This is a genomic window from Mesorhizobium marinum, assembly GCF_040813675.1.
Lineage (GTDB): Bacteria > Pseudomonadota > Alphaproteobacteria > Rhizobiales > Rhizobiaceae > Mesorhizobium_K > Mesorhizobium_K marinum.
Genome location: NZ_JBFOCI010000001.1, coordinates 819,529 through 836,529, shown reverse-complemented (window position 1 = coordinate 836,529; position 17,001 = coordinate 819,529). Strand labels below are relative to the sequence as shown.

Genomic DNA, 17,001 nt, shown 5'->3' with positions numbered 1-17,001 from the left:
CTACCCACCGCTGATCGCGGTGATGATGAAGACTTCCGCGCCCTTAGGCAGCGCCGTCTCCAGCGTCGCCCGCTCGCCGTCGAGAAAGACGTTCATGTGCTTGCGTATGGCCGGGCGCGTGTCGCGGATGCGGTCGCCCATGCCAGGCCAGCGGCGGTCAAGTTCGTCGATCGCCTCGCCGACTGTGCCGGCCGACATCTCGACGCGTCGCAGGGCGCCAGGGAAAAGGTCGATGAGGATACCCGGCAGCCGCACGACCACCGGGTTGCCTGCGCCGGGTGGGCTTTGCGCCGGCATCAATCGACCGCGAGCGTCTCGACGGAGGAAATGGTCGGCAGGTGTTCGGCCACCGCCGTCCAGCTCTCGCCTTCGTCGGCGCTTACGAAAAGCGTTCCCGAACCGGTGCCGAAATAGACGCCCGCCGGTTCCAGCCGGTCGGTCGCCATCGCCTGCCGCAGCACGCCGAAATAGGCGTTCTCCTGGGGCAGCCCGTCGCGCAGGTCCTGCCAGGTGGCCCCGGCGTCGCGCGTGCGCCACACGGCCGCCCTGGCGTCCGGAACGTAGCGCCCCTGCTCCGCGCCATTGAGCGGGATCATCCAGGCGGTGTCCGCGTCGCGCGGATGCGACGCGACGGGAAAGCCGAAGCTCGACGGCAGTCCCTTTTCGACGCTCTGCCAGTTGGCTCCGCCATCGTCCGAGCGATACATCCCGCAATGGTTCTGCTGGTAGAGACGGTCGCCCGCGCCCGCAGCCTTGACTATGTTGTGAACGCACTGGCCGAACTCGGGGTAGTTCTGCCCTTCGGGGAAAAAGTCCGCGCGGGTGCCGCGGTTGCGCGGCTCCCAGGTCTTGCCCCCGTCCCCCGTATAGAAGACGCCGGCCGACGAAATGCCGACCCAGATGCGATCCGGCGCAGCCGGATCGCGCACGATCGAGTGCAGGATCAATCCGGCGCCGCCGGCATTCCAGTGCGGACGGCTGGGATGGTCGCGCAGGCCAGACAGATGTTCGAATGTCTCGCCGCCGTCACCGCTGCGGAACAGGCCGGCGGGCTGCACGCCGACCAGCAGTTCGCCGTCCCGCGCCTCGACGCTCCAGGCTGCCGCCACCGGCTCCTGCCCCTCGGGATAGGCGAGGCCCTGGCTGGAATGGCTCCACGTCTCGCCAAGATCATGCGAGGTCCATATCGCAGGACCGAACCAGGCATTGCCGCCTGCGCCGTGGATCGCCCCGGTCGTCGAATCGGCAACAAGATGATGGATCGGCCAATGATTGCAGAACGGGCCGCGCAGCGACCACGTTTGCCGGCGCTCGTCGCTTTCGGCGATGAACGCGCCCTTCTTGGTTCCGATGAGAACGAGCACCCTGGCCATCATCCCTCCTCCCGGATCGGGGCGACCGGCGCCCGGCCGCACCATTCTATGGACATGCGCGTTGATATCAACGTAATTGAGGCTATGCCGGAAGAACCGCCCACGCCTCCTGACAGGCTCATGACACTGCATGTGCGCGACACCTGCCTGTGCCTGCATGCGCAGCGTGCTGCGCGTGTCCTCGCCCGCCGGTTCGACCGGGCGCTGCGCCCGGTCGGCCTTACTAACGGGCAGTTTTCGCTGCTGATGTCGCTCAACCGGCCCGGCCGGGTGCGCATGCGCGACGTGGCCGACCTGCTCGGCATGGACCGCACAACGCTCACGGCGGCGCTGAAGCCGCTCAACGTCGGCGGCCTCGTCGCCACGTCCTCCGATCCGGATGATCGACGCGGCCGCCTGCTCGCCCTGACCGACAGCGGGCGCCGGCGCCTTGCCGAGGCGATGCCCGCATGGACCATGACGCAGCGCGCCGTGGAAGCGGAACTCGAGGACGCCGATCGCATTCGCCGCGACCTGACCCGACTGGCCGGCGTGAAATAGGAACAGCCCGCCTGCCCCGGCGGTCTCAGCGAACGAAAGTGGCGAACTCGTCCGGCGACGCCCGCTCGGTGCGCAGGCTGTTTTCCGGCTTTGACGCGTCCTCGTAGCCAAGCGCCATGCCGCAGACGACGATCTCTTCGTCGGGAATGCCGAGAACCGGCCGAATCTGCCGGTGGTAGGGCGCAAACGCTGCCTGCGGGCACGTATGCAACCCTCGCGCGCGGGCCGCCACCATGATGTTCTGCAAGAACATGCCGTAATCGACCCAGGACCCCTGGTTGAGCCGCCGGTCGATGGTGAAGATCATGCCGACCGGTGCGTCGAAGAAGACGAAGTTGCGGTCGTGCTGCACCCGCATCTGGTGAACGTCGCGCTTGCCGATGCCGAGGTGTCCATAGAGTGCATAGCCGACGGCCCGGCGGCGGCCGTGGTACGGCTCGAAGAACTTGTCGGGATAATATTTGTATTCGCCGCGCGCCTTCTCGGCGCGAAGACCGGATTCGAGAATCGCCCGGGAGATGCGCTCCTTGGCGGCGCCCAGCACGACGTAGACGCGCCAGGGCTGCATGTTCGTTCCCGATGGCGCCCGGGATGCCACCTCGAGAATGTCGCGGATCATCCCCTCGTCGACCGGATCGGGCAGGAACGCGCGAACCGATCGCCTCGAGACGATCGCCTCATCGACGGTCGCAACCTCGTCATGCCGCGGCGTATGTCCGTCCCTTGCCAGCATGTCGTCCCGCCCGGTGTCGCGCCAAATCGCCCCTGGTCCGGCTGTCGTCAGGGATGGCACCGCCATCCGCCGGCCGGCAAGTAAATTTCGCCTTCGCCGTGAAAGGAGACTTGATTTTTTCATCGCGCTGGAATTTCGTGAAATTCCGCGATGAATTTTCACAACGGACCGCCGCCGTCGTCATGTCGTCTGAAAATGCCGTGCTTTCCCAGGAACCGATGCCAGCCGCGCAACTGCTGGCTCGGGATATCCGGGCGCTGAGAAAGGCGCGCGGAATGACGCTGGCCGAGATCGGCGCGCGCCTGAAGCGCTCGATTGGCTGGCTGAGCCAGGTGGAGCGTGGCCTTTCCGTGCCATCGCTGGCGGACCTGAGAGCCTTCGCCGACCTGTTCGGTGTTCCGCTTGGCCTGTTCTTCGGCCACGAAGCCGAAAGCGACAGCGAACGCGGCGTGGTAGTCCGCTCCGGCCGCCGCCGGTCGCTTGGCACAAGCGAATCCGGCCTGGTGGAGGAGCTTCTGTCGCCGGATCTTGGCGGTAGCTTCGAAATGCTGCGTTCGGTCTTCGCGCCGGGCGCGGAACTCGCCGCGATCGCGCTGCGCAAGACCGAGGAAGCCGGCTACGTGGTCTCGGGACGCTTTGACATCGAGATCGACGGCGTCTGGCACGAACTCGGCAAGGGCGACAGCTTTCGGTTCGCGGCAAAGCCTTTTCGCTGGAAGAACCCAGGCGACGAACCCGCGGTGGTGATCTGGGTCGTCTCGCCGCCGGTCTACTGACGGCTGCGGCAAAACGGAAAACGATCAGGGAGGATGGAAGTGTCGGACATACCCTCGACCGCGCGTGTCGTGATCATCGGTGGCGGTGCGGTCGGCGTCTCCGCGCTCTATCATCTGGCCAGGGCGGGCTGGACCGACTGCGTGCTGCTGGAAAAGAACGAGCTGACATCCGGCTCGACCTGGCACGCGGCGGGCAACGTGCCGACCTTCTCGTCGTCCTGGTCGCTGATGAACATGCAGCGCTATTCGACCGAGCTATACCGAGGGCTGGCGAAGGCCGTCGACTACCCGATGAACTATCATGTCACCGGCTCGCTGCGGCTTGCCCATACCGACGAGCGGATGCGCGAATTCGAGCGCGCCAAGGGCATGGGCCGCTACCAGGGCATGGACATCGACGTCGTCGGACTGGACGAGATCCGGAAGCGCTATCCGTTCCTGGAGACGCATGAGCTCAAGGGGGCGCTGCACGATCCCAACGACGGTGACATCGACCCCGCGCAGCTGACGCAGGCGCTCGCCAAGGGCGCGCGCGACATGGGCGCGAGGATCGTCCGGTTCTGCCCGGTCTCGGGCGCCCGGCGCGAGAACGGCGAATGGGTGCTGTCGACGCCGAAGGGCGAGATCCGGTGCGAGTATGTCGTCAACGCCGGCGGCTACCGGGCCCAGGAGGTCGGGGCGCTGTTCGGCCGCAAGGTTCCGATGATGGTGATGAGCCATCAGTACATCCTGTTCGAGGAAATCCCCGAACTTGCTGCCTGGAGCAAGGAAGTCGGCCACAAGCTGCCGCTGCTGCGCGACGTCGATACCTCCTACTATCTTAGGCAGGAAAAGGCCGGCATGAACCTCGGCCCGTACGAGCGAAACTGCCGGGCGCACTGGGCGACCCACAACGACCCCATGCCGGAGGACTTTTCGTTCCAGCTCTTCCCGGACGATCTCGAGCGGCTGGAATGGTACCTCAACGACGCCATCGCGCGCGTTCCGATCCTCGGCACCGCCGGCTTGTCAAAGGTCATCAATGGGCCGATCCCCTATGCGCCGGACGGCAACCCGCTGATCGGGCCGATGCCCGGCGTTCCCAACGCCTTCGAGGCCTGCGTCTTCACCTTCGGCATCGCCCAGGCCGGCGGCGCAGGCAAGGTGCTCGCCGAATGGGTGACCGAGGGCAGCACCGAATGGGACATGTGGTCCTGCGACCCGCGCCGCTTCACCGGCTTCGCGGCCGAGCCGGACTACGCGGTTGCCAAGGGCATGGAGGTCTACGGCCACGAATACGCCATCCACTTCCCGCGCCATGCATGGCCGGCGGCGCGCAACCGCAAGCTCTCGCCGATCCACGACCGTATCGCCGAGCTCGGTGCGCGGTTCAACGCATACAACGGCTGGGAGCGCGCGACCTGGTACGCGCAGCCCGGCGACGATACCTCCGAGCAATCCACGCAGACCTTCCGCCGCGAGGGTCCGTGGCTGCAGCGTATCCGCGAGGAGTGCCTTGCCGTGCGCGACGCAGCCGGCATCCTCGACCTGCCCGGCTTCTCGCGCTTCCGCCTCGAGGGCGAAGGCGCCCGCGAATGGCTCTCCACGATGATTACCGGCATCGTGCCTAAACCCGGCAGGATCGGCCTCGGCTATTTCGCCGACGACAAGGGCCGCATCGTCACCGAGATGTCGATCATGGCGCTCGGCGAGAACTTCTTCTTCCTGATCACGGCGTCGGTCGCGGAGCTGCACGACTTTGAGTGGCTGCAGAAGCACCTGCCCCAACCGACTCAAATGACTCTGGAAAACGCGACCGACGCCTTCGCCTGCCAGATCCTGACGGGACCAAAGGCGAGGCAGATTCTTGCCGACGCAACCGACGCCGACCTTTCGCTGCCGTGGCTGTCGCACCAGTCCGTGCAGATCGCCGACCGATGGTGCCAGCTTGTGCGCGTGTCCTTCGCGGGCGAACTCGGCTGGGAGATCCACACCAAGGTCGAGGACACGGCGGCGATCTTCGACGCGGTGTGGGAAGCCGGCCAGAAGCACGGGCTAAGACCGTTCGGCATGTTCGCGCTGGATTCGCTCAGGCTCGAAAAGGGCTATCGTGCCTGGAAGCAGGACCTGTCGACCGACTACACCGTGCTGCAGGGCGGGCTCGAGCGGTTCGTCAAATGGGACAAGCCCGACTTCCGGGGCAAGGCGGCGTTGCAGGGCGAGAAGCAGCAGGGCGTGAAGAAGAGCTTCGTGACGCTCGTCGTGGACAGCCCCGACTACGACGCGCCGTACATGTCCACGCTCTGGCACGACGGCAAGATCGTCGGGGAGACGACGTCAGGAGGCTTTGGCCACAGGGTGGACAAGTCGATCGCGCTCGGCATGCTGCGCTCCGACCTCGCCGAGCCCGGCACGGAGATCGAAGTCGAGATCTTCGGCGAGCGCTTCCCGGCGGCTGTCCAGAAGGACGAGCCGCTTTGGGATCCCAGGAACGAAAGACTGAGGGCGTAGAATGCCAAAACCTTCATCTCGCATGTCCGGCATCCTGCCCTCCGGCAAGGACGGCTGGGAGGTGCATTTCGCCGCCATGACCCGCAAGCAGGCGGGCGAGCCGATCATCATGCTGTCGGTCGGCGATCACGATTTCGACACGCCCACGGAAACCATCGAGGCGTGCGTCAAGGCCGTCCGCTCGGGCTACCATCACTACACCCAACTGCCCGGCATTCCGCGCCTGCGCGCGGCCATGGCCGCCATCTCCACGCGCTGCACCGGCGTCGAGACGAATGCGGACCAGGTCATCGCCACGCCGGGCGGGCAGCTCGCTCTCTATGCCGCCGTGCAGGGCACGCTCGACAAGGGCGACCACGCCATCGTCGTGGCGCCCTACTACGCGACCTATCCCGGCACCTTCCGCGCGGCCGAAGCGGATTTCACGGTGGTCGAAGCCAGCGCCGACGACGGCTTCCAACCGCGCGCCGAAGCCATCGCGGCTGCGTTGAAGCCGAACACCAAGGCGGTCCTGATCAACACCCCCAACAACCCGACCGGCGCCGTCTATTCGCGGCAAAGCCTGGAAGGCATCGCCGACCTCTGCATCCGACACGACCTCTGGCTCCTCTCGGACGAGGTGTACTGGACACTGGCCGGCGAACACCACGTCTCGCCGCGGGCACTGCCGGGCATGGCCGAGCGGACGCTGGTGATCAACTCGATGTCGAAGAGCCACGGCATGACCGGGTGGCGCATCGGCTGGCTGACTGGCCCCGAAGCCATGATCGGCCTGCTGGTAAGCCTCAACCTCGTCACCACCTACGGCCTGACCGACTTCGTGTCGCGCGCCGCCGTCGAGGCGCTCGAGAACGACTATGGCGTCAGCGAGATCGCCGACACCTACAACGGCCGGCGCAAGGTGTTCCTTGATGCGATCCACGGCCTGAACGACATCACCGTGCGCGGCTCGGAAGGCGGCATGTACGTCATGCTCGACGTTCGTGCCATCGAGCCGGACGACGAGAAGTTCGCCTGGGCGCTGCTTGATGCCGAGAAGATCGGCGCCATGCCGGGATCGAGCTTCGGCGACGCAGCGGCCGGACACATCCGCATCAGCCTCTGCCAGCCTGACGACGTGCTGCTGGACGCGGCGAACCGCCTGCGCCGCTTCGCATCCTCCTATCGCAGCAAGGCTGCCTGAACCGGCACCGCACGCCGCCCTCTCCCGGAGCATCGCCCCATGGCTGAACTTCCCGCAAAGGCCCGCGCCGTCATCATCGGCGGCGGCGTGTCCGGCTGCTCGGTCGCCTACCACCTGACCAAGCTCGGCTGGACCGATGTCGTGCTGCTGGAGCGTAAGCAGCTCACCTCAGGCACCACCTGGCATGCGGCTGGCCTGATCGGCCAGTTGCGCGGCTCGCAGAACATGACCCGGCTCGCGAAATATTCGGCAGACCTCTACGTCAAGCTGGAGGCCGAAACGGGCGTCGCAACCGGCATGCGGCAGGTCGGCTCGATCACTGTGGCGCTGACCGAGGAGCGAAAGCACGAGATTTACCGACAGGCGACGGTGGCGCGCGCCTTCGATGTCGACGTCAGGGAAATATCGCCGACGGAAGTGAAGGAGATGTATCCGCATCTCAACACCGACGGCGTGGTGGGCGCGGTGCACCTGCCGCTCGACGGCCAGTGCGATCCCGCCAACATCGCGATGGCGCTGGCCAAGGGCGCCCGCCAGCGCGGCGCAAAAATCGTAGAGGGGGTGAAGGTTACCGCCGTTCACCAGAAGGACGGCCGCGTCACCGGCGTGTCCTGGGCGCAGGGCGAGGAGCAAGGAACGATCGAGGCCGACATCGTCATCAACTGTGCTGGCATGTGGGCGCGCGAACTCGGCGCGATGTCTGGCGTCAACGTGCCGCTGCACGCCTGCGAGCACTTTTACCTGATCACCGAGCCGATTCCCGGCCTGACGCGGCTGCCGGTGCTGCGCGTTCCCGACGAATGCGCCTACTACAAGGAAGACGCCGGCAAGATGATGCTTGGCGCCTTCGAACCGGTCGCGAAGCCATGGGGCATGGATGGCATCCGCGAGGATTTCTGCTTCGACCAGTTGCCCGAGGACATGGACCATTTCGCGCCGATCCTGGAGATGGGCGTCAACCGGATACCGATGCTGGAGACGGCCGGCATCCACACCTTCTTCAATGGTCCCGAGAGTTTCACCCCTGATGACCGCTACTATCTCGGCGAAGCGCCGGAACTCTCAGGCTACTGGATGGCGACCGGCTACAACTCGATCGGCATCGTCTCGTCGGGCGGCGCCGGCATGGCGCTGGCGCAGTGGATCAACGACGGCGAGGCCCCGTTCGACCTCTGGGAAGTCGATATCCGCCGCACGCAGCCGTTCCAGAAGAACCGCAGCTACCTCAAGGCGCGCGTCACCGAGACGCTCGGCCTGCTCTACGCCGACCACTTTCCCTACCGCCAGATGGCGTCGGCCCGCGGCATCCGCCGCTCCCCTCTCCACGAGCACCTGAAGGCGCGCGGCGCGGTGTTCGGCGAAGTCGCCGGTTGGGAGCGCGCGAACTGGTTCGCAAAACCCGGCCAGGAGCCTGAATACGACTATTCCTGGTGGCGGCAGAACTGGTTCGAGAACCAGCGCGAGGAGCACCTGGCGGTGCGCGGCAATGTCGGCCTGTTCGACATGACCTCCTTCGGCAAGATCAGGGTCGAAGGCCGCGACGCACTGGCCTTCCTGCAGCGGCTCTGCGCCAACGACCTGGACGTGCCGGCCGGCCGCATCGTCTACACGCAGATGCTGAACGCGAAGGGCGGCATCGAAAGCGACCTGACCGTGACCCGCCTTTCGGAAACGGCCTTCTTCCTTGTCGTGCCCGGCGCGACGTTGCAGCGCGACCTCGCCTGGCTGCGCAAGCACCTGGGCGAGGCTTTCGTCGTGATAACCGATGTCACGTCCGCCGAAAGCGTGCTCTGCCTTATGGGACCGAAATCACGGGACTTGATTCAAAAGGTGAGCCCGAACGATTTTTCCAACGAAAACAATCCGTTCGGGACATATCAGGAGATCGAAATCGGGATGGGGCTGGCCCGCGCCCACCGCGTCACCTATGTCGGCGAACTCGGCTGGGAGCTCTATGTCTCGACGGAACAGGCGGCGCACGTCTTCGAGGCGATCGAGGCTGCCGGCTCGGAGTTCGGCCTGAAACTCTGTGGGTTGCACACGCTGGACTCGTGCCGCATCGAGAAGGCATTCCGCCATTTCGGCCACGACATCACCGACGAGGACCATGTGCTGGAAGCAGGCCTCGGCTTCGCGGTAAAGACGGTCAAGGGCGACTTCCTCGGCCGCGACGCGGTGCTGAGGAAGCGGGATGCCGGCCTGTCGCGCCGCATGCTGCAGTTCCGGCTGAAGGACGCCGAGCCGCTGCTCTTCCACAACGAGGCGCTGGTGCGTGACGGCAAGATCGTGGGCACGGTGACATCGGGCAACTACGGCCATGCGCTTGGCGGCGCGATCGGCATGGGATACGCGCCCTGCGCCGGCGAAAGCGAGGCTGACGTGCTGGCCTCGTCATACGAGATCGAGATCGCCGGCCGGCGTTTCGCCGCGGAGGCGAGCCTGAGGCCGATGTACGATCCGAAGGCCGAGCGGGTGCGGATGTAGCGATCTAGAACGCCGTTACCTTCCGCCTGACCTTCGCCAGGAACGCAGCTCGGCTCTGCGACGTCGAGCGGTCCATATCGTAGTGCGCGAGATAGAGCGTGCGGGCCGTCGGCGCGCAGAGCGCCCGCATGCCGCGCAGGATTGTCTTGCGGCCGGGCTGGCCCATCAGGAGCGAAATCCACCACGTCGCGCCGCAGGTTGTGACGACGCCGATCTTCCTGATGTGCGGGACGAGCGACAGAATGCGCCCGCCATCCGTGGGGAGCTTGAAGGCGACGTCGGTCGCCCAGACGCGATCGAACCAGCCCTTCAGCATGGCCGGCAGGCCGTACCACCAAGTGGGGTAGACGAACAGGACGCCCTCGGCCCATCCGAGATGTTCGATATGCGTCGCGAGTTTCGGGTCGCTCGGAGCCCGGTCGTTGTAGCTGCGGCGCTCCTCGGCGCCCAGAACCGGATCGAAACCCTCGGCGTAGAGGTCGAGCAGCCTGACGTCATCGCCCCGGCCCGAAAGCGCCTCGACTGCCGCATCGCGCACCGCCGCCCCGAAACTTTCCGGGACGGGATGGCAGTAGACGACCAGCCACTTCATCAGAATGCGTCCATCTTCCCGGCGACCTTCGCCATGAAATCATCGCGCGAGCGGGGCGTCGAAAGGTTCATCGAATAGTGCGCGAGGTAGGAGACCGGCGCGCCCGGCTTCACCGTCAGGCGCAGGACGCGGTTGACGATGCGCTTCGGCGGATTGCCCATGAGCGCGGCGCGGAACCAGCTGCCGCCATAGGTGGTGACGGCCGCCACCTTGCGGATGCTGTGAAGGTTCGGCGTCGCCTTGCCGTTGACCATCGTGAACGACACGCCGGGCAGGAAGACGCGGTCGAAGAACCCCTTCAGGATGGCCGGAAACCCGTAGTTCCAGACCGGAAAGGAAAGGACCAGACCCTCCGCCGCCAGAAGACGCGTGACATAGGGGTCGACCGGGTCGTTCGCGCAGCGGTCATCGTGATACGCGAGCCGTTCGGTCCGGCTGAGGCGCGGGTCGAAGTCCTCGGCGTAGAGGTCGCAGTCGTCGACTTCGTGCCCGGCAGCGGTCAAGCGTTCCACGATAAGCCGGTGGAGCGCGGCGTTGAAACTGGTCTCGACAGGATGGGCGTAGAGGACGAGGATTTTCATGAAGTGGCCCGGCGCACTGCATCAGGCACACCCCTCTGGCCTGCCGGCCCCCTCAAGGGGGGCAATTGGCATTCACACGCGCCTTCACCAACCGGCAAGGTGGCAGTTTGAGTGCAAAAGCCGGAGCTGCTGATCTCCCACCTTGAGGATGAGATTGCCGGCAGGCCAGAGGGGGGTGTTGGGGCGACCATCGTTATCAGGAAGCCCTTTCCAGCCCCTTGAACAGGAACGTCTTGCCGGAGCGGTAGTCGTAGTCGGGGTTCTCCCAGGCGATCATCTTGCCGGGATTGAGCAGCCCTTGCGGATCGGCCTCGCGCTTGAAGGCGAGTTGGACCTCGTCGGTCTGCTTCATGCCGCCCTCCTCCAGCGTGTAGCGGTGGGGATTGAAGATCGGGCAGCCGTTCGCCTCGAAGGTGCGGATGATCTCGTCGAGCCGCTCCTCCGTCGTGAAGCGCACGAGGTTGAGGCCGAAGCAGGTGATATTCCCGTCGAAACGCACGAATTCGAGATGCGAAAAAACCTCGCCCGGGAAAAGCCCGTCGATCTTCTCGATCAGCGCCAGATGGTCGGGGAACGGGTAGAGCGACTGCAGATAGGTGATTGAGGGATCGACGCGCAGCGCGCGCAGCGTCGTATGGTTCCAGGCAAGCTCGTAGTTCGGCGGCAGGCCCTTCTTCTCTTCCTCCGAGGCACTGGCGGCATTGTAGACCACCTCGCCGCCGGCCCGGCGCGTGAAGGCAAGGAAGGCATCGAGCGAGTGCGGCGCGACCATGACGAGGCAGACGCTCTGTCCCTCGCGGAAGAACTTCTGGTGGCGCTTGAAGTAGAGCTGCGGCACCGGTGCGGCGATCGGCGTGATGAGCTTCGTCAGCAGCCCGTCCTGGCAGCCGAGCGCGTTGCCGAAGCGCGCCGCGCCCATGAAGCTGTCGAAGCCGACGATGACGTCGACCCAGTCGTAGGCCGCGGTCAGCGGCATTTCCACCTCGGTGATGATGCCGTTGGTGCCGTAGGCGTGGGTGACCTTGTGCAGGTCCTCGCCTGTGAGTTCCAGCGCACGCGGCTCGGCCTCCATCGTCACGACGCGAAGCCGCAGCACATTGCCGAAATCGCGCAAGCCCCCGAAATTGATCGAACCGACCCCGCCGGAGCCACCGGCGATGAAGCCGCCGATCGACGCGGTTGCGTAGGTGGACGGGTGGAGGCGCAGCTCCTGTCCGGAATGGGCGCGCGTGGCGCGGTCGATGTCGGCAATGATGGCGCCGGGACCGACGACGACACGGCCCGGCGAGATCGCGCTTACCGTGTTCATCTCGGCGAGGCTGAGGATGACGCCGCCGGAGAGCGGCATGGCCTGGCCGTAGTTGCCGGTGCCAGTGCCGCGAGGCGTCACCGGAATACCGCGGCGGTGGCAGGCGGCCAGCACGCGGATCACCTCCGCCTCGTCCCTGGGCGAAACGACGATGTCCGCCGTAACCTGCTCGAGCTGACGCTTCAGCACCGGGCTGTACCAGTAGAAGTCGCGGCTCTTCTGCTGAACGATCTTCGGGTTGTCCTCGATTTTCAGGCCTTCGAGGTCGGTTCTCAGCCCGGCAATGTCCATCACGCACCCATCAGATCGTCTAGTTCGGAATAGTCTGGAATCTCGCGCCTGATCGCCGTGCCGTCGCGCACGACGACGCGATCCGATTCCGGGCGCGAGAGCAATTCGGTGAAGCTGCGCCCCCTGAACACCACGAAATCGGCGGGCTGGCCGACGGCAAGCGTTCCTGCGCCGTCGAGGCGCATGATTTCGGCAGGCGTCGCGGCGACCGCCCTAGGCCAGTCGGCCACGGGATGGTCGAGATGCAGGATACGGGTCGCCATGCGGTAGACCTCGAGCATGTCGAGGTCGCCGTAGGCGTAGAAGGGGTCGCGCGTGTTGTCGGAGGCCACGGCGACCGCGATCTCCCGCGCCTTCATCTCGTGCAGCAGCGTGACGCCGCGCCAGCGCGGCGTGGTGGCGTCCTGACGGCGGTCCTGGAGATAGAGATTGCACATCGGCAGCGAGACGACCGAGAGCCCGGCCTTGGCCACCTTGTCCAGGGTGTCGAGCACCTCGCGGTCAGGCTGGCGCGCCAGCGCACAGCAATGGCCGACCAGAATCTTGCCCTGGAAGTTGTTCCAGAGAGCAGCCTCGGCGATCTTTCTCAGCGATACGGCAGCGACGTCGTCGGTCTCGTCAGCGTGGAAGTCGAGGTCGAGACCATGCTCGATCGCCAGCGAGAAGACGAAATCGAGCAGTTCCTCTAGATCCGGCAGCATGTAGGTGACCGTGCCGAGCACGCCGCCGGCGGCGGCCACGCGTCTTGCAAGGGCCGCAAACCAGGCCTTGTCGCGCGCAGCCTCGATGCCGGTCAGGCACGACGCCTGGAGCGCAATGCGACCTGCCCAGCGTTCGCGCATCTCCTCGAACACGGGCCAGGAGATTTCCTCCTGCGGGGCCACGCTGTCGATATGGGTGCGGATTGCCTTGGTGCCGTGGGAGTAGGCCGAGCGCAGGGCGAAATCCATGCGGCGGGAAACGTCCTCGGCGCTCCACCGCGCCGCGCGGTCCTCCCCGGCGGAGACGAGCGCGCCCATGAACGTGCCGTCCGGATTTGGCGTGCGCGGCCAGATGTGCCCCTTGTCGAGGTGCGTGTGGCAGTCGACGAAGCACGGCAGGACGATCCGGCCGGCAAGGTCGAAGGCAACCGGCGCCGATGCGTCGTGAGGCGCGACCGACGCGATCTTGCCGTCGGCGACGCCGAGATCGGCCAGGATGAGCCCGTCGGCGTCGGCGGTCGCGGGAAGCCCAGACGTCAGCGAGCCGTGCAGGCGCACGCGCGACAGTGTGTAGGGGCCGGACGCGGGAAGTTGAACCACGGAAAGCTACCGTTCCTGCTTGAGCGCGCTTTCGTGCCAGCGGCGCAGAATCAGGTGCGAGACGAGCGACAGCACCAGGAAGATCACGATACCCGTGAACGATATCAGGATCAGCGCAGCAAACAGCCGCGGCGCGTTGAGACGGTAGCCGGCCTCGATGATGCGCGAGGCAAGGCCGGAAGACTGCCCGGCCGAGCCCGCGACGAACTCGGCGACCACCGCACCGATGAGAGACAGGCCGCCGGCGATCTTCAGGCCGCCCAGGAAATACGGCATCGCCGCCGGCAGCCGCAGATGCCAGAGTTGCTGCCATTTGGTTGCGCCGTTCAGCTTGAACAGGTCGAGCAGGTTGCGGTCTACCGAGTTGAGACCGAGCGTCGTGTTGGAGAGGATCGGAAAGAAGGCGACGATCCAGGCGCACAGCAAAAGTTTTGCGGTCTGGTTGTCGACATAGATGTTGATGAGCGGAAACACCGCCACGATCGGCGTGACCTGAAGGATGACGGCGAAGGGGAAGAGCGACATCTCCACCCATTTCGACTGGGCGAACAGGACTGCCAGCCCGACGCCCCCGGCCACCGCCAGTAGCAGGCTGAGGAATGTAATGCGCAGCGTCACCAGCAGCGAGCCGAACAGCAGCCCGGCATCCGTGTGAAGCGTGGCGAGCACTTCGCCCGGCCTCGGCAGGATGTAGCGCGGAATCTCGTTCCAGACGCAGATGCGGTCCCAAAGCCAGATGGCGAGCACCATGATGGCGAGCGGCAGCACCCATTTGCCGATGCGCTCCAGCCTTGCGGCGCGAACGCGCCTGGCCTCTTCGCTGTCCAGCGGCAGCGCCGCGGCGTCGCGCTCAATGGTCGTCATTGGAGCCTCCGCCGAGCGTGATTGCCTCGCCGAGCACGCCCGAAGCCTCGCGGCAGAGGGCGGCATAGTCCGGCGAGGTCCGGAAGGCCTCGTCGCGCGGGTAAGGCGCATCGACCGCGATCTCGCGGAACACGCGGCCCGGTCGCGCCGCCATGACGACGATGCGGTTGGACAGGAAAACGCTCTCGAACACGCTGTGGGTGACGAAAACGACAGTGAAGCGCTCGTCCTGCCAGAGTTCCAGCAGGTCGTTGTTGAGCCTGAAGCGCGTGATCTCGTCGAGCGCCGCGAAGGGCTCGTCCATCAGCAGCAGCCTCGGCTTCGTAACCAGCCCGCGGGCGATCGAGACGCGCATCTTCATGCCACCCGAGAGTTCGCGCGGCATGGCGTCCTCGAAGCCTGAAAGATGGACGCGCTCGACCATCTCGCGGATGGCCGGCGCCGCCTTTTCGCGGGACACGCCGCGCAGGCGCAGCGGCAGCCAGATGTTGTCGAAGACGCTGGCCCAGGGCAGCAGTGTCGGCTCCTGGAACACGAAACCGATGTCGGAGCGGCCTTCTCCACCGCCGCGCCAGTCGAGCACGCCGGTGGTGGGCGTGGAAAGGCCGGCGACGATGCGCAGCGCCGTCGACTTGCCGCAGCCGGATGGCCCGAGCAGGCTCAGGAAATCGCCCTCGCGGATCGTCAGGTCGACATTGCGCAGCGCCGTGACGCCGTTGGAGAAGATCTTGCCGACGTCGCGGAGCGCAAGCAGGGGCGCTTCGCCCCCGCCCGCCGAACCGCCAGACGACCGTTCCGAATGGTCGCGCATTTCCTGGAGCATGCGTCCTGCTACTTCTTGAGGTCGAGGCCGACGCCCTTGTTCACGAAGTCGAGCGTGTACGACTTCTTGATGTCGATGCCCGCGGGCATGACCTTGGCCTTCACCATCTTGTCGTAGAAGCTATGCATGCGCTCGTCGGTCATCGCCCCGATGCCAAGCGTTTCGGAGTCGCCGGAATCGACGATGCCGAACTTCTTCATCTGCGAGATCGAGAAGGCGATCTGCTCGTCGGTGATGTCGGGGTTGTCCTTCTTGATCGCCTCGTTGGCGGCCTTGTTGTCGCCGTAGAGGTAGTTGTACCAGCCCTTGGCCGAGCCATCGACGAAGCACTGGACGACCTGCGGCCGCTTGTCGATCGTATCCTGCATGGTCTCGATCGTGGTGGCGTAGGTGTCGTAGCCGTAGTCGGCGAGCAGGAACTGGTTCGGCACGAAGCCGCCTTCCTTCTCCACCGCATAGGGCTCGGACGTCACGTAGCCCTGCTGGATCGACTTCTTGTTGGCTATGAACGGCGCCGCGTTGAAGGTGTAGGGCACCCGCTTCGAGACGTCGAAGCCGTAGTCCGTCGCCATCCAGAGAAGGAAGCTCTGCGCGCCCTCGTCGCCGATGATGTACTGCTCGGCCTTGGGCAGGTCCTCCCATTTGTCGAGACCCTCGCCCGGGTGCGACATCACGACCTGCGGCTCCTTCTGGAAGGAGGCGGCGACCACGACGAGCGGGATGTTCTGGGCAACGGCGTCGAAGGCCTGCTGCATGTTGCCGCCCATGTAGAAGTCGAGCTTGCCGGCGAGCAGCAGCGGCCGGCCGGCGACCTGCGGGCCACCCGGCTGGATCGTGACTTCCAGCCCGCAGGCGGCATAGGTGCCATCGACCACGGCCTGGTAGTAGCCGCCATGTTCCGCCTGGGGCAGCCAGTTGGTGCCGAACGTCACCGGTTCGGCGAGCGCGCCGGTGGTGCTGATCGCCAGTACGGCGGTCGAAATCGCGAGAAACCTGTTCATGACGTCCCCTCTGTTTGCCCGCGCGCCGCGGCGCGCGGAATCTGCAAGCCCGGTTTGTGAAGCGAAAGGCGCGCCTTCGGCCACAGCCCGGCTGGGCTGCGGGAACTGGCCACGCCGTGCCGTCCACCGGATATCGTGCCCATTTTTTGGTCGCGAGTCCACGCTGCCCTACAACAAGTCACAGCCACTTGATGGCGACGACGCCGAAGCCGTACATACCGCCAGAGGAGATGCCAAGAGATGTTCAAGTTCCTGTCGCCGAAAACGATCCGGCTGCCCTTCGCCCGATACAGCCACGCCGTCGAGGTGCCGGCAGGCAGCCGGCTGATCGTGTGCTCCGGCCAGCTCGGCGTCGGGCCCGACGATTCGATTCCGGAGGACGCCGGCGCGCAGGCCGAACTCTGCTTCTCCAACATCGGGGCGGTGCTCGCCGAAGCAGGGCTCGGACTGGGCGATATCGTGCGCATCAACGCCTTCGTCACCGACCGCGCGCACATGAAGCCCTACATGGCCGTGCGCGACCGGCTGGTCGCCGACCCGCCGCCCGCCTCCACGCTGATGATCGTATCGGGCTTCTCGCGGCCCGAGTTCAAGGTCGAGATCGAGGTGATCGCGGCGGGGTGAGTTGCGGCTCCGGAAGCTGCGCTCTACAAGCCTGCT

Annotated in this window: 16 protein-coding genes; 6 read left to right on the top strand and 10 right to left on the bottom strand. The window is 65.8% G+C overall.

Annotation, left to right across the window (positions count from 1 at the left end; translation table 11 throughout):
* Together ABUE31_RS03950 and ABUE31_RS03945 are read right to left on the bottom strand one after the other, a co-directional pair.
* Positions 1–297: a MoaD/ThiS family protein gene (locus ABUE31_RS03950; protein WP_367722185.1), complete on the bottom strand. Its 297-nt coding sequence runs from the start codon at positions 295–297 to the stop codon at positions 1–3.
* Positions 297–1,376, bottom strand: coding sequence for a WD40/YVTN/BNR-like repeat-containing protein (locus tag ABUE31_RS03945; protein WP_367722184.1), 1,080 nt, complete (start codon positions 1,374–1,376; stop codon positions 297–299). Before ABUE31_RS03945 ends, ABUE31_RS03950 begins: the two co-directional genes overlap by 1 nt.
* Positions 1,377–1,493: 117 nt before the next feature.
* Between ABUE31_RS03945 and ABUE31_RS03940 the strand changes: the two genes are divergently transcribed.
* On the top strand, positions 1,494–1,913 hold the full coding sequence (locus ABUE31_RS03940; RefSeq protein WP_367722183.1) for a MarR family winged helix-turn-helix transcriptional regulator: 420 nt from the start codon (positions 1,494–1,496) through the stop codon (positions 1,911–1,913).
* 25 nt (positions 1,914–1,938) lie between these two features.
* On the opposite strand, the gene ABUE31_RS03935 is transcribed toward ABUE31_RS03940, so the two are convergent.
* On the bottom strand, positions 1,939–2,646 hold the full coding sequence (locus ABUE31_RS03935) for a nitroreductase (protein ID WP_367722182.1): 708 nt from the start codon (positions 2,644–2,646) through the stop codon (positions 1,939–1,941).
* A 218-nt stretch (positions 2,647–2,864) separates the two neighbouring features.
* On the opposite strand from ABUE31_RS03935, the gene ABUE31_RS03930 reads away from it, so the two are divergent.
* From ABUE31_RS03930 to ABUE31_RS03915, 4 genes are read left to right on the top strand one after another with little or no spacing between them, the layout of a single operon-like run.
* Positions 2,865–3,422 carry a helix-turn-helix domain-containing protein gene (locus ABUE31_RS03930; protein WP_367722181.1) on the top strand — a complete coding sequence of 186 codons (558 nt, stop codon included), beginning with the start codon at positions 2,865–2,867 and terminating at the stop codon, positions 3,420–3,422.
* A 39-nt stretch (positions 3,423–3,461) separates the two neighbouring features.
* The gene (locus tag ABUE31_RS03925; RefSeq protein ID WP_367722180.1) at positions 3,462–5,912 is read left to right on the top strand and encodes a GcvT family protein; all 2,451 of its coding nucleotides are present in this window, start codon (positions 3,462–3,464) and stop codon (positions 5,910–5,912) included.
* 1 nt (position 5,913) lies between these two features.
* Positions 5,914–7,095 carry a pyridoxal phosphate-dependent aminotransferase gene (locus ABUE31_RS03920; RefSeq protein ID WP_367722179.1) on the top strand — a complete coding sequence of 394 codons (1,182 nt, stop codon included), beginning with the start codon at positions 5,914–5,916 and terminating at the stop codon, positions 7,093–7,095.
* 39 nt (positions 7,096–7,134) lie between these two features.
* Positions 7,135–9,579, top strand: coding sequence for a GcvT family protein (locus ABUE31_RS03915; RefSeq protein ID WP_367722178.1), 2,445 nt, complete (start codon positions 7,135–7,137; stop codon positions 9,577–9,579).
* Between the two features lie 4 nt (positions 9,580–9,583).
* Here ABUE31_RS03915 and ABUE31_RS03910 read toward each other — a convergent pair whose 3' ends face one another.
* The 7 genes from ABUE31_RS03910 to ABUE31_RS03880 form a co-directional block, all read right to left on the bottom strand.
* A complete protein-coding gene (locus tag ABUE31_RS03910) occupies positions 9,584–10,171 on the bottom strand; it encodes an NAD(P)H-dependent oxidoreductase (RefSeq protein ID WP_367722177.1) in 588 nt (195 codons plus the stop codon).
* Entirely contained in the window at positions 10,171–10,752 is a 582-nt protein-coding gene (locus tag ABUE31_RS03905; protein ID WP_367722176.1) for an NAD(P)H-dependent oxidoreductase, read from the bottom strand. Before ABUE31_RS03905 ends, ABUE31_RS03910 begins: the two co-directional genes overlap by 1 nt.
* Positions 10,753–10,948: 196 nt before the next feature.
* Complete coding sequence (locus ABUE31_RS03900) at positions 10,949–12,352, bottom strand: FAD-binding oxidoreductase (protein WP_367722175.1); 1,404 nt, start codon at positions 12,350–12,352, stop codon at positions 10,949–10,951.
* Entirely contained in the window at positions 12,352–13,653 is a 1,302-nt protein-coding gene (locus ABUE31_RS03895; protein ID WP_367722174.1) for a cytosine deaminase, read from the bottom strand. The genes ABUE31_RS03900 and ABUE31_RS03895 overlap by 1 nt, the downstream gene beginning before the upstream one ends.
* 6 nt (positions 13,654–13,659) lie before the next feature.
* On the bottom strand, positions 13,660–14,517 hold the full coding sequence (locus tag ABUE31_RS03890) for an ABC transporter permease (protein WP_367722173.1): 858 nt from the start codon (positions 14,515–14,517) through the stop codon (positions 13,660–13,662).
* Complete coding sequence (locus ABUE31_RS03885) at positions 14,504–15,328, bottom strand: ABC transporter ATP-binding protein (protein ID WP_367722523.1); 825 nt, start codon at positions 15,326–15,328, stop codon at positions 14,504–14,506. The genes ABUE31_RS03890 and ABUE31_RS03885 overlap by 14 nt, the downstream gene beginning before the upstream one ends.
* A gap of 20 nt (positions 15,329–15,348) precedes the next feature.
* The gene (locus ABUE31_RS03880; protein ID WP_367722172.1) at positions 15,349–16,341 is read right to left on the bottom strand and encodes an ABC transporter substrate-binding protein; all 993 of its coding nucleotides are present in this window, start codon (positions 16,339–16,341) and stop codon (positions 15,349–15,351) included.
* 240 nt (positions 16,342–16,581) lie between these two features.
* Here ABUE31_RS03880 and ABUE31_RS03875 point away from each other — a divergent pair, with 240 nt between their 5' ends.
* Positions 16,582–16,965, top strand: coding sequence for a RidA family protein (locus ABUE31_RS03875; RefSeq protein ID WP_367722171.1), 384 nt, complete (start codon positions 16,582–16,584; stop codon positions 16,963–16,965).
* The last annotated feature ends 36 nt before the right edge of the window (positions 16,966–17,001 follow it).

Coding starts and splice junctions, on each gene's coding strand:
- ABUE31_RS03950 (WP_367722185.1), bottom strand. CDS start 297: ATGCCGGCGCAAAGCCCACCCGGCGCAGGCAACCCGGTGGTCGTGCGG.
- ABUE31_RS03945 (WP_367722184.1), bottom strand. CDS start 1,376: ATGATGGCCAGGGTGCTCGTTCTCATCGGAACCAAGAAGGGCGCGTTC.
- ABUE31_RS03940 (WP_367722183.1), top strand. CDS start 1,494: ATGACACTGCATGTGCGCGACACCTGCCTGTGCCTGCATGCGCAGCGT.
- ABUE31_RS03935 (WP_367722182.1), bottom strand. CDS start 2,646: ATGCTGGCAAGGGACGGACATACGCCGCGGCATGACGAGGTTGCGACC.
- ABUE31_RS03930 (WP_367722181.1), top strand. CDS start 2,865: ATGCCAGCCGCGCAACTGCTGGCTCGGGATATCCGGGCGCTGAGAAAG.
- ABUE31_RS03920 (WP_367722179.1), top strand. CDS start 5,914: ATGCCAAAACCTTCATCTCGCATGTCCGGCATCCTGCCCTCCGGCAAG.
- ABUE31_RS03915 (WP_367722178.1), top strand. CDS start 7,135: ATGGCTGAACTTCCCGCAAAGGCCCGCGCCGTCATCATCGGCGGCGGC.
- ABUE31_RS03910 (WP_367722177.1), bottom strand. CDS start 10,171: ATGAAGTGGCTGGTCGTCTACTGCCATCCCGTCCCGGAAAGTTTCGGG.
- ABUE31_RS03905 (WP_367722176.1), bottom strand. CDS start 10,752: ATGAAAATCCTCGTCCTCTACGCCCATCCTGTCGAGACCAGTTTCAAC.
- ABUE31_RS03900 (WP_367722175.1), bottom strand. CDS start 12,352: ATGGACATTGCCGGGCTGAGAACCGACCTCGAAGGCCTGAAAATCGAG.
- ABUE31_RS03890 (WP_367722173.1), bottom strand. CDS start 14,517: ATGACGACCATTGAGCGCGACGCCGCGGCGCTGCCGCTGGACAGCGAA.
- ABUE31_RS03885 (WP_367722523.1), bottom strand. CDS start 15,328: ATGCGCGACCATTCGGAACGGTCGTCTGGCGGTTCGGCGGGCGGGGGC.
- ABUE31_RS03880 (WP_367722172.1), bottom strand. CDS start 16,341: ATGAACAGGTTTCTCGCGATTTCGACCGCCGTACTGGCGATCAGCACC.
- ABUE31_RS03875 (WP_367722171.1), top strand. CDS start 16,582: ATGTTCAAGTTCCTGTCGCCGAAAACGATCCGGCTGCCCTTCGCCCGA.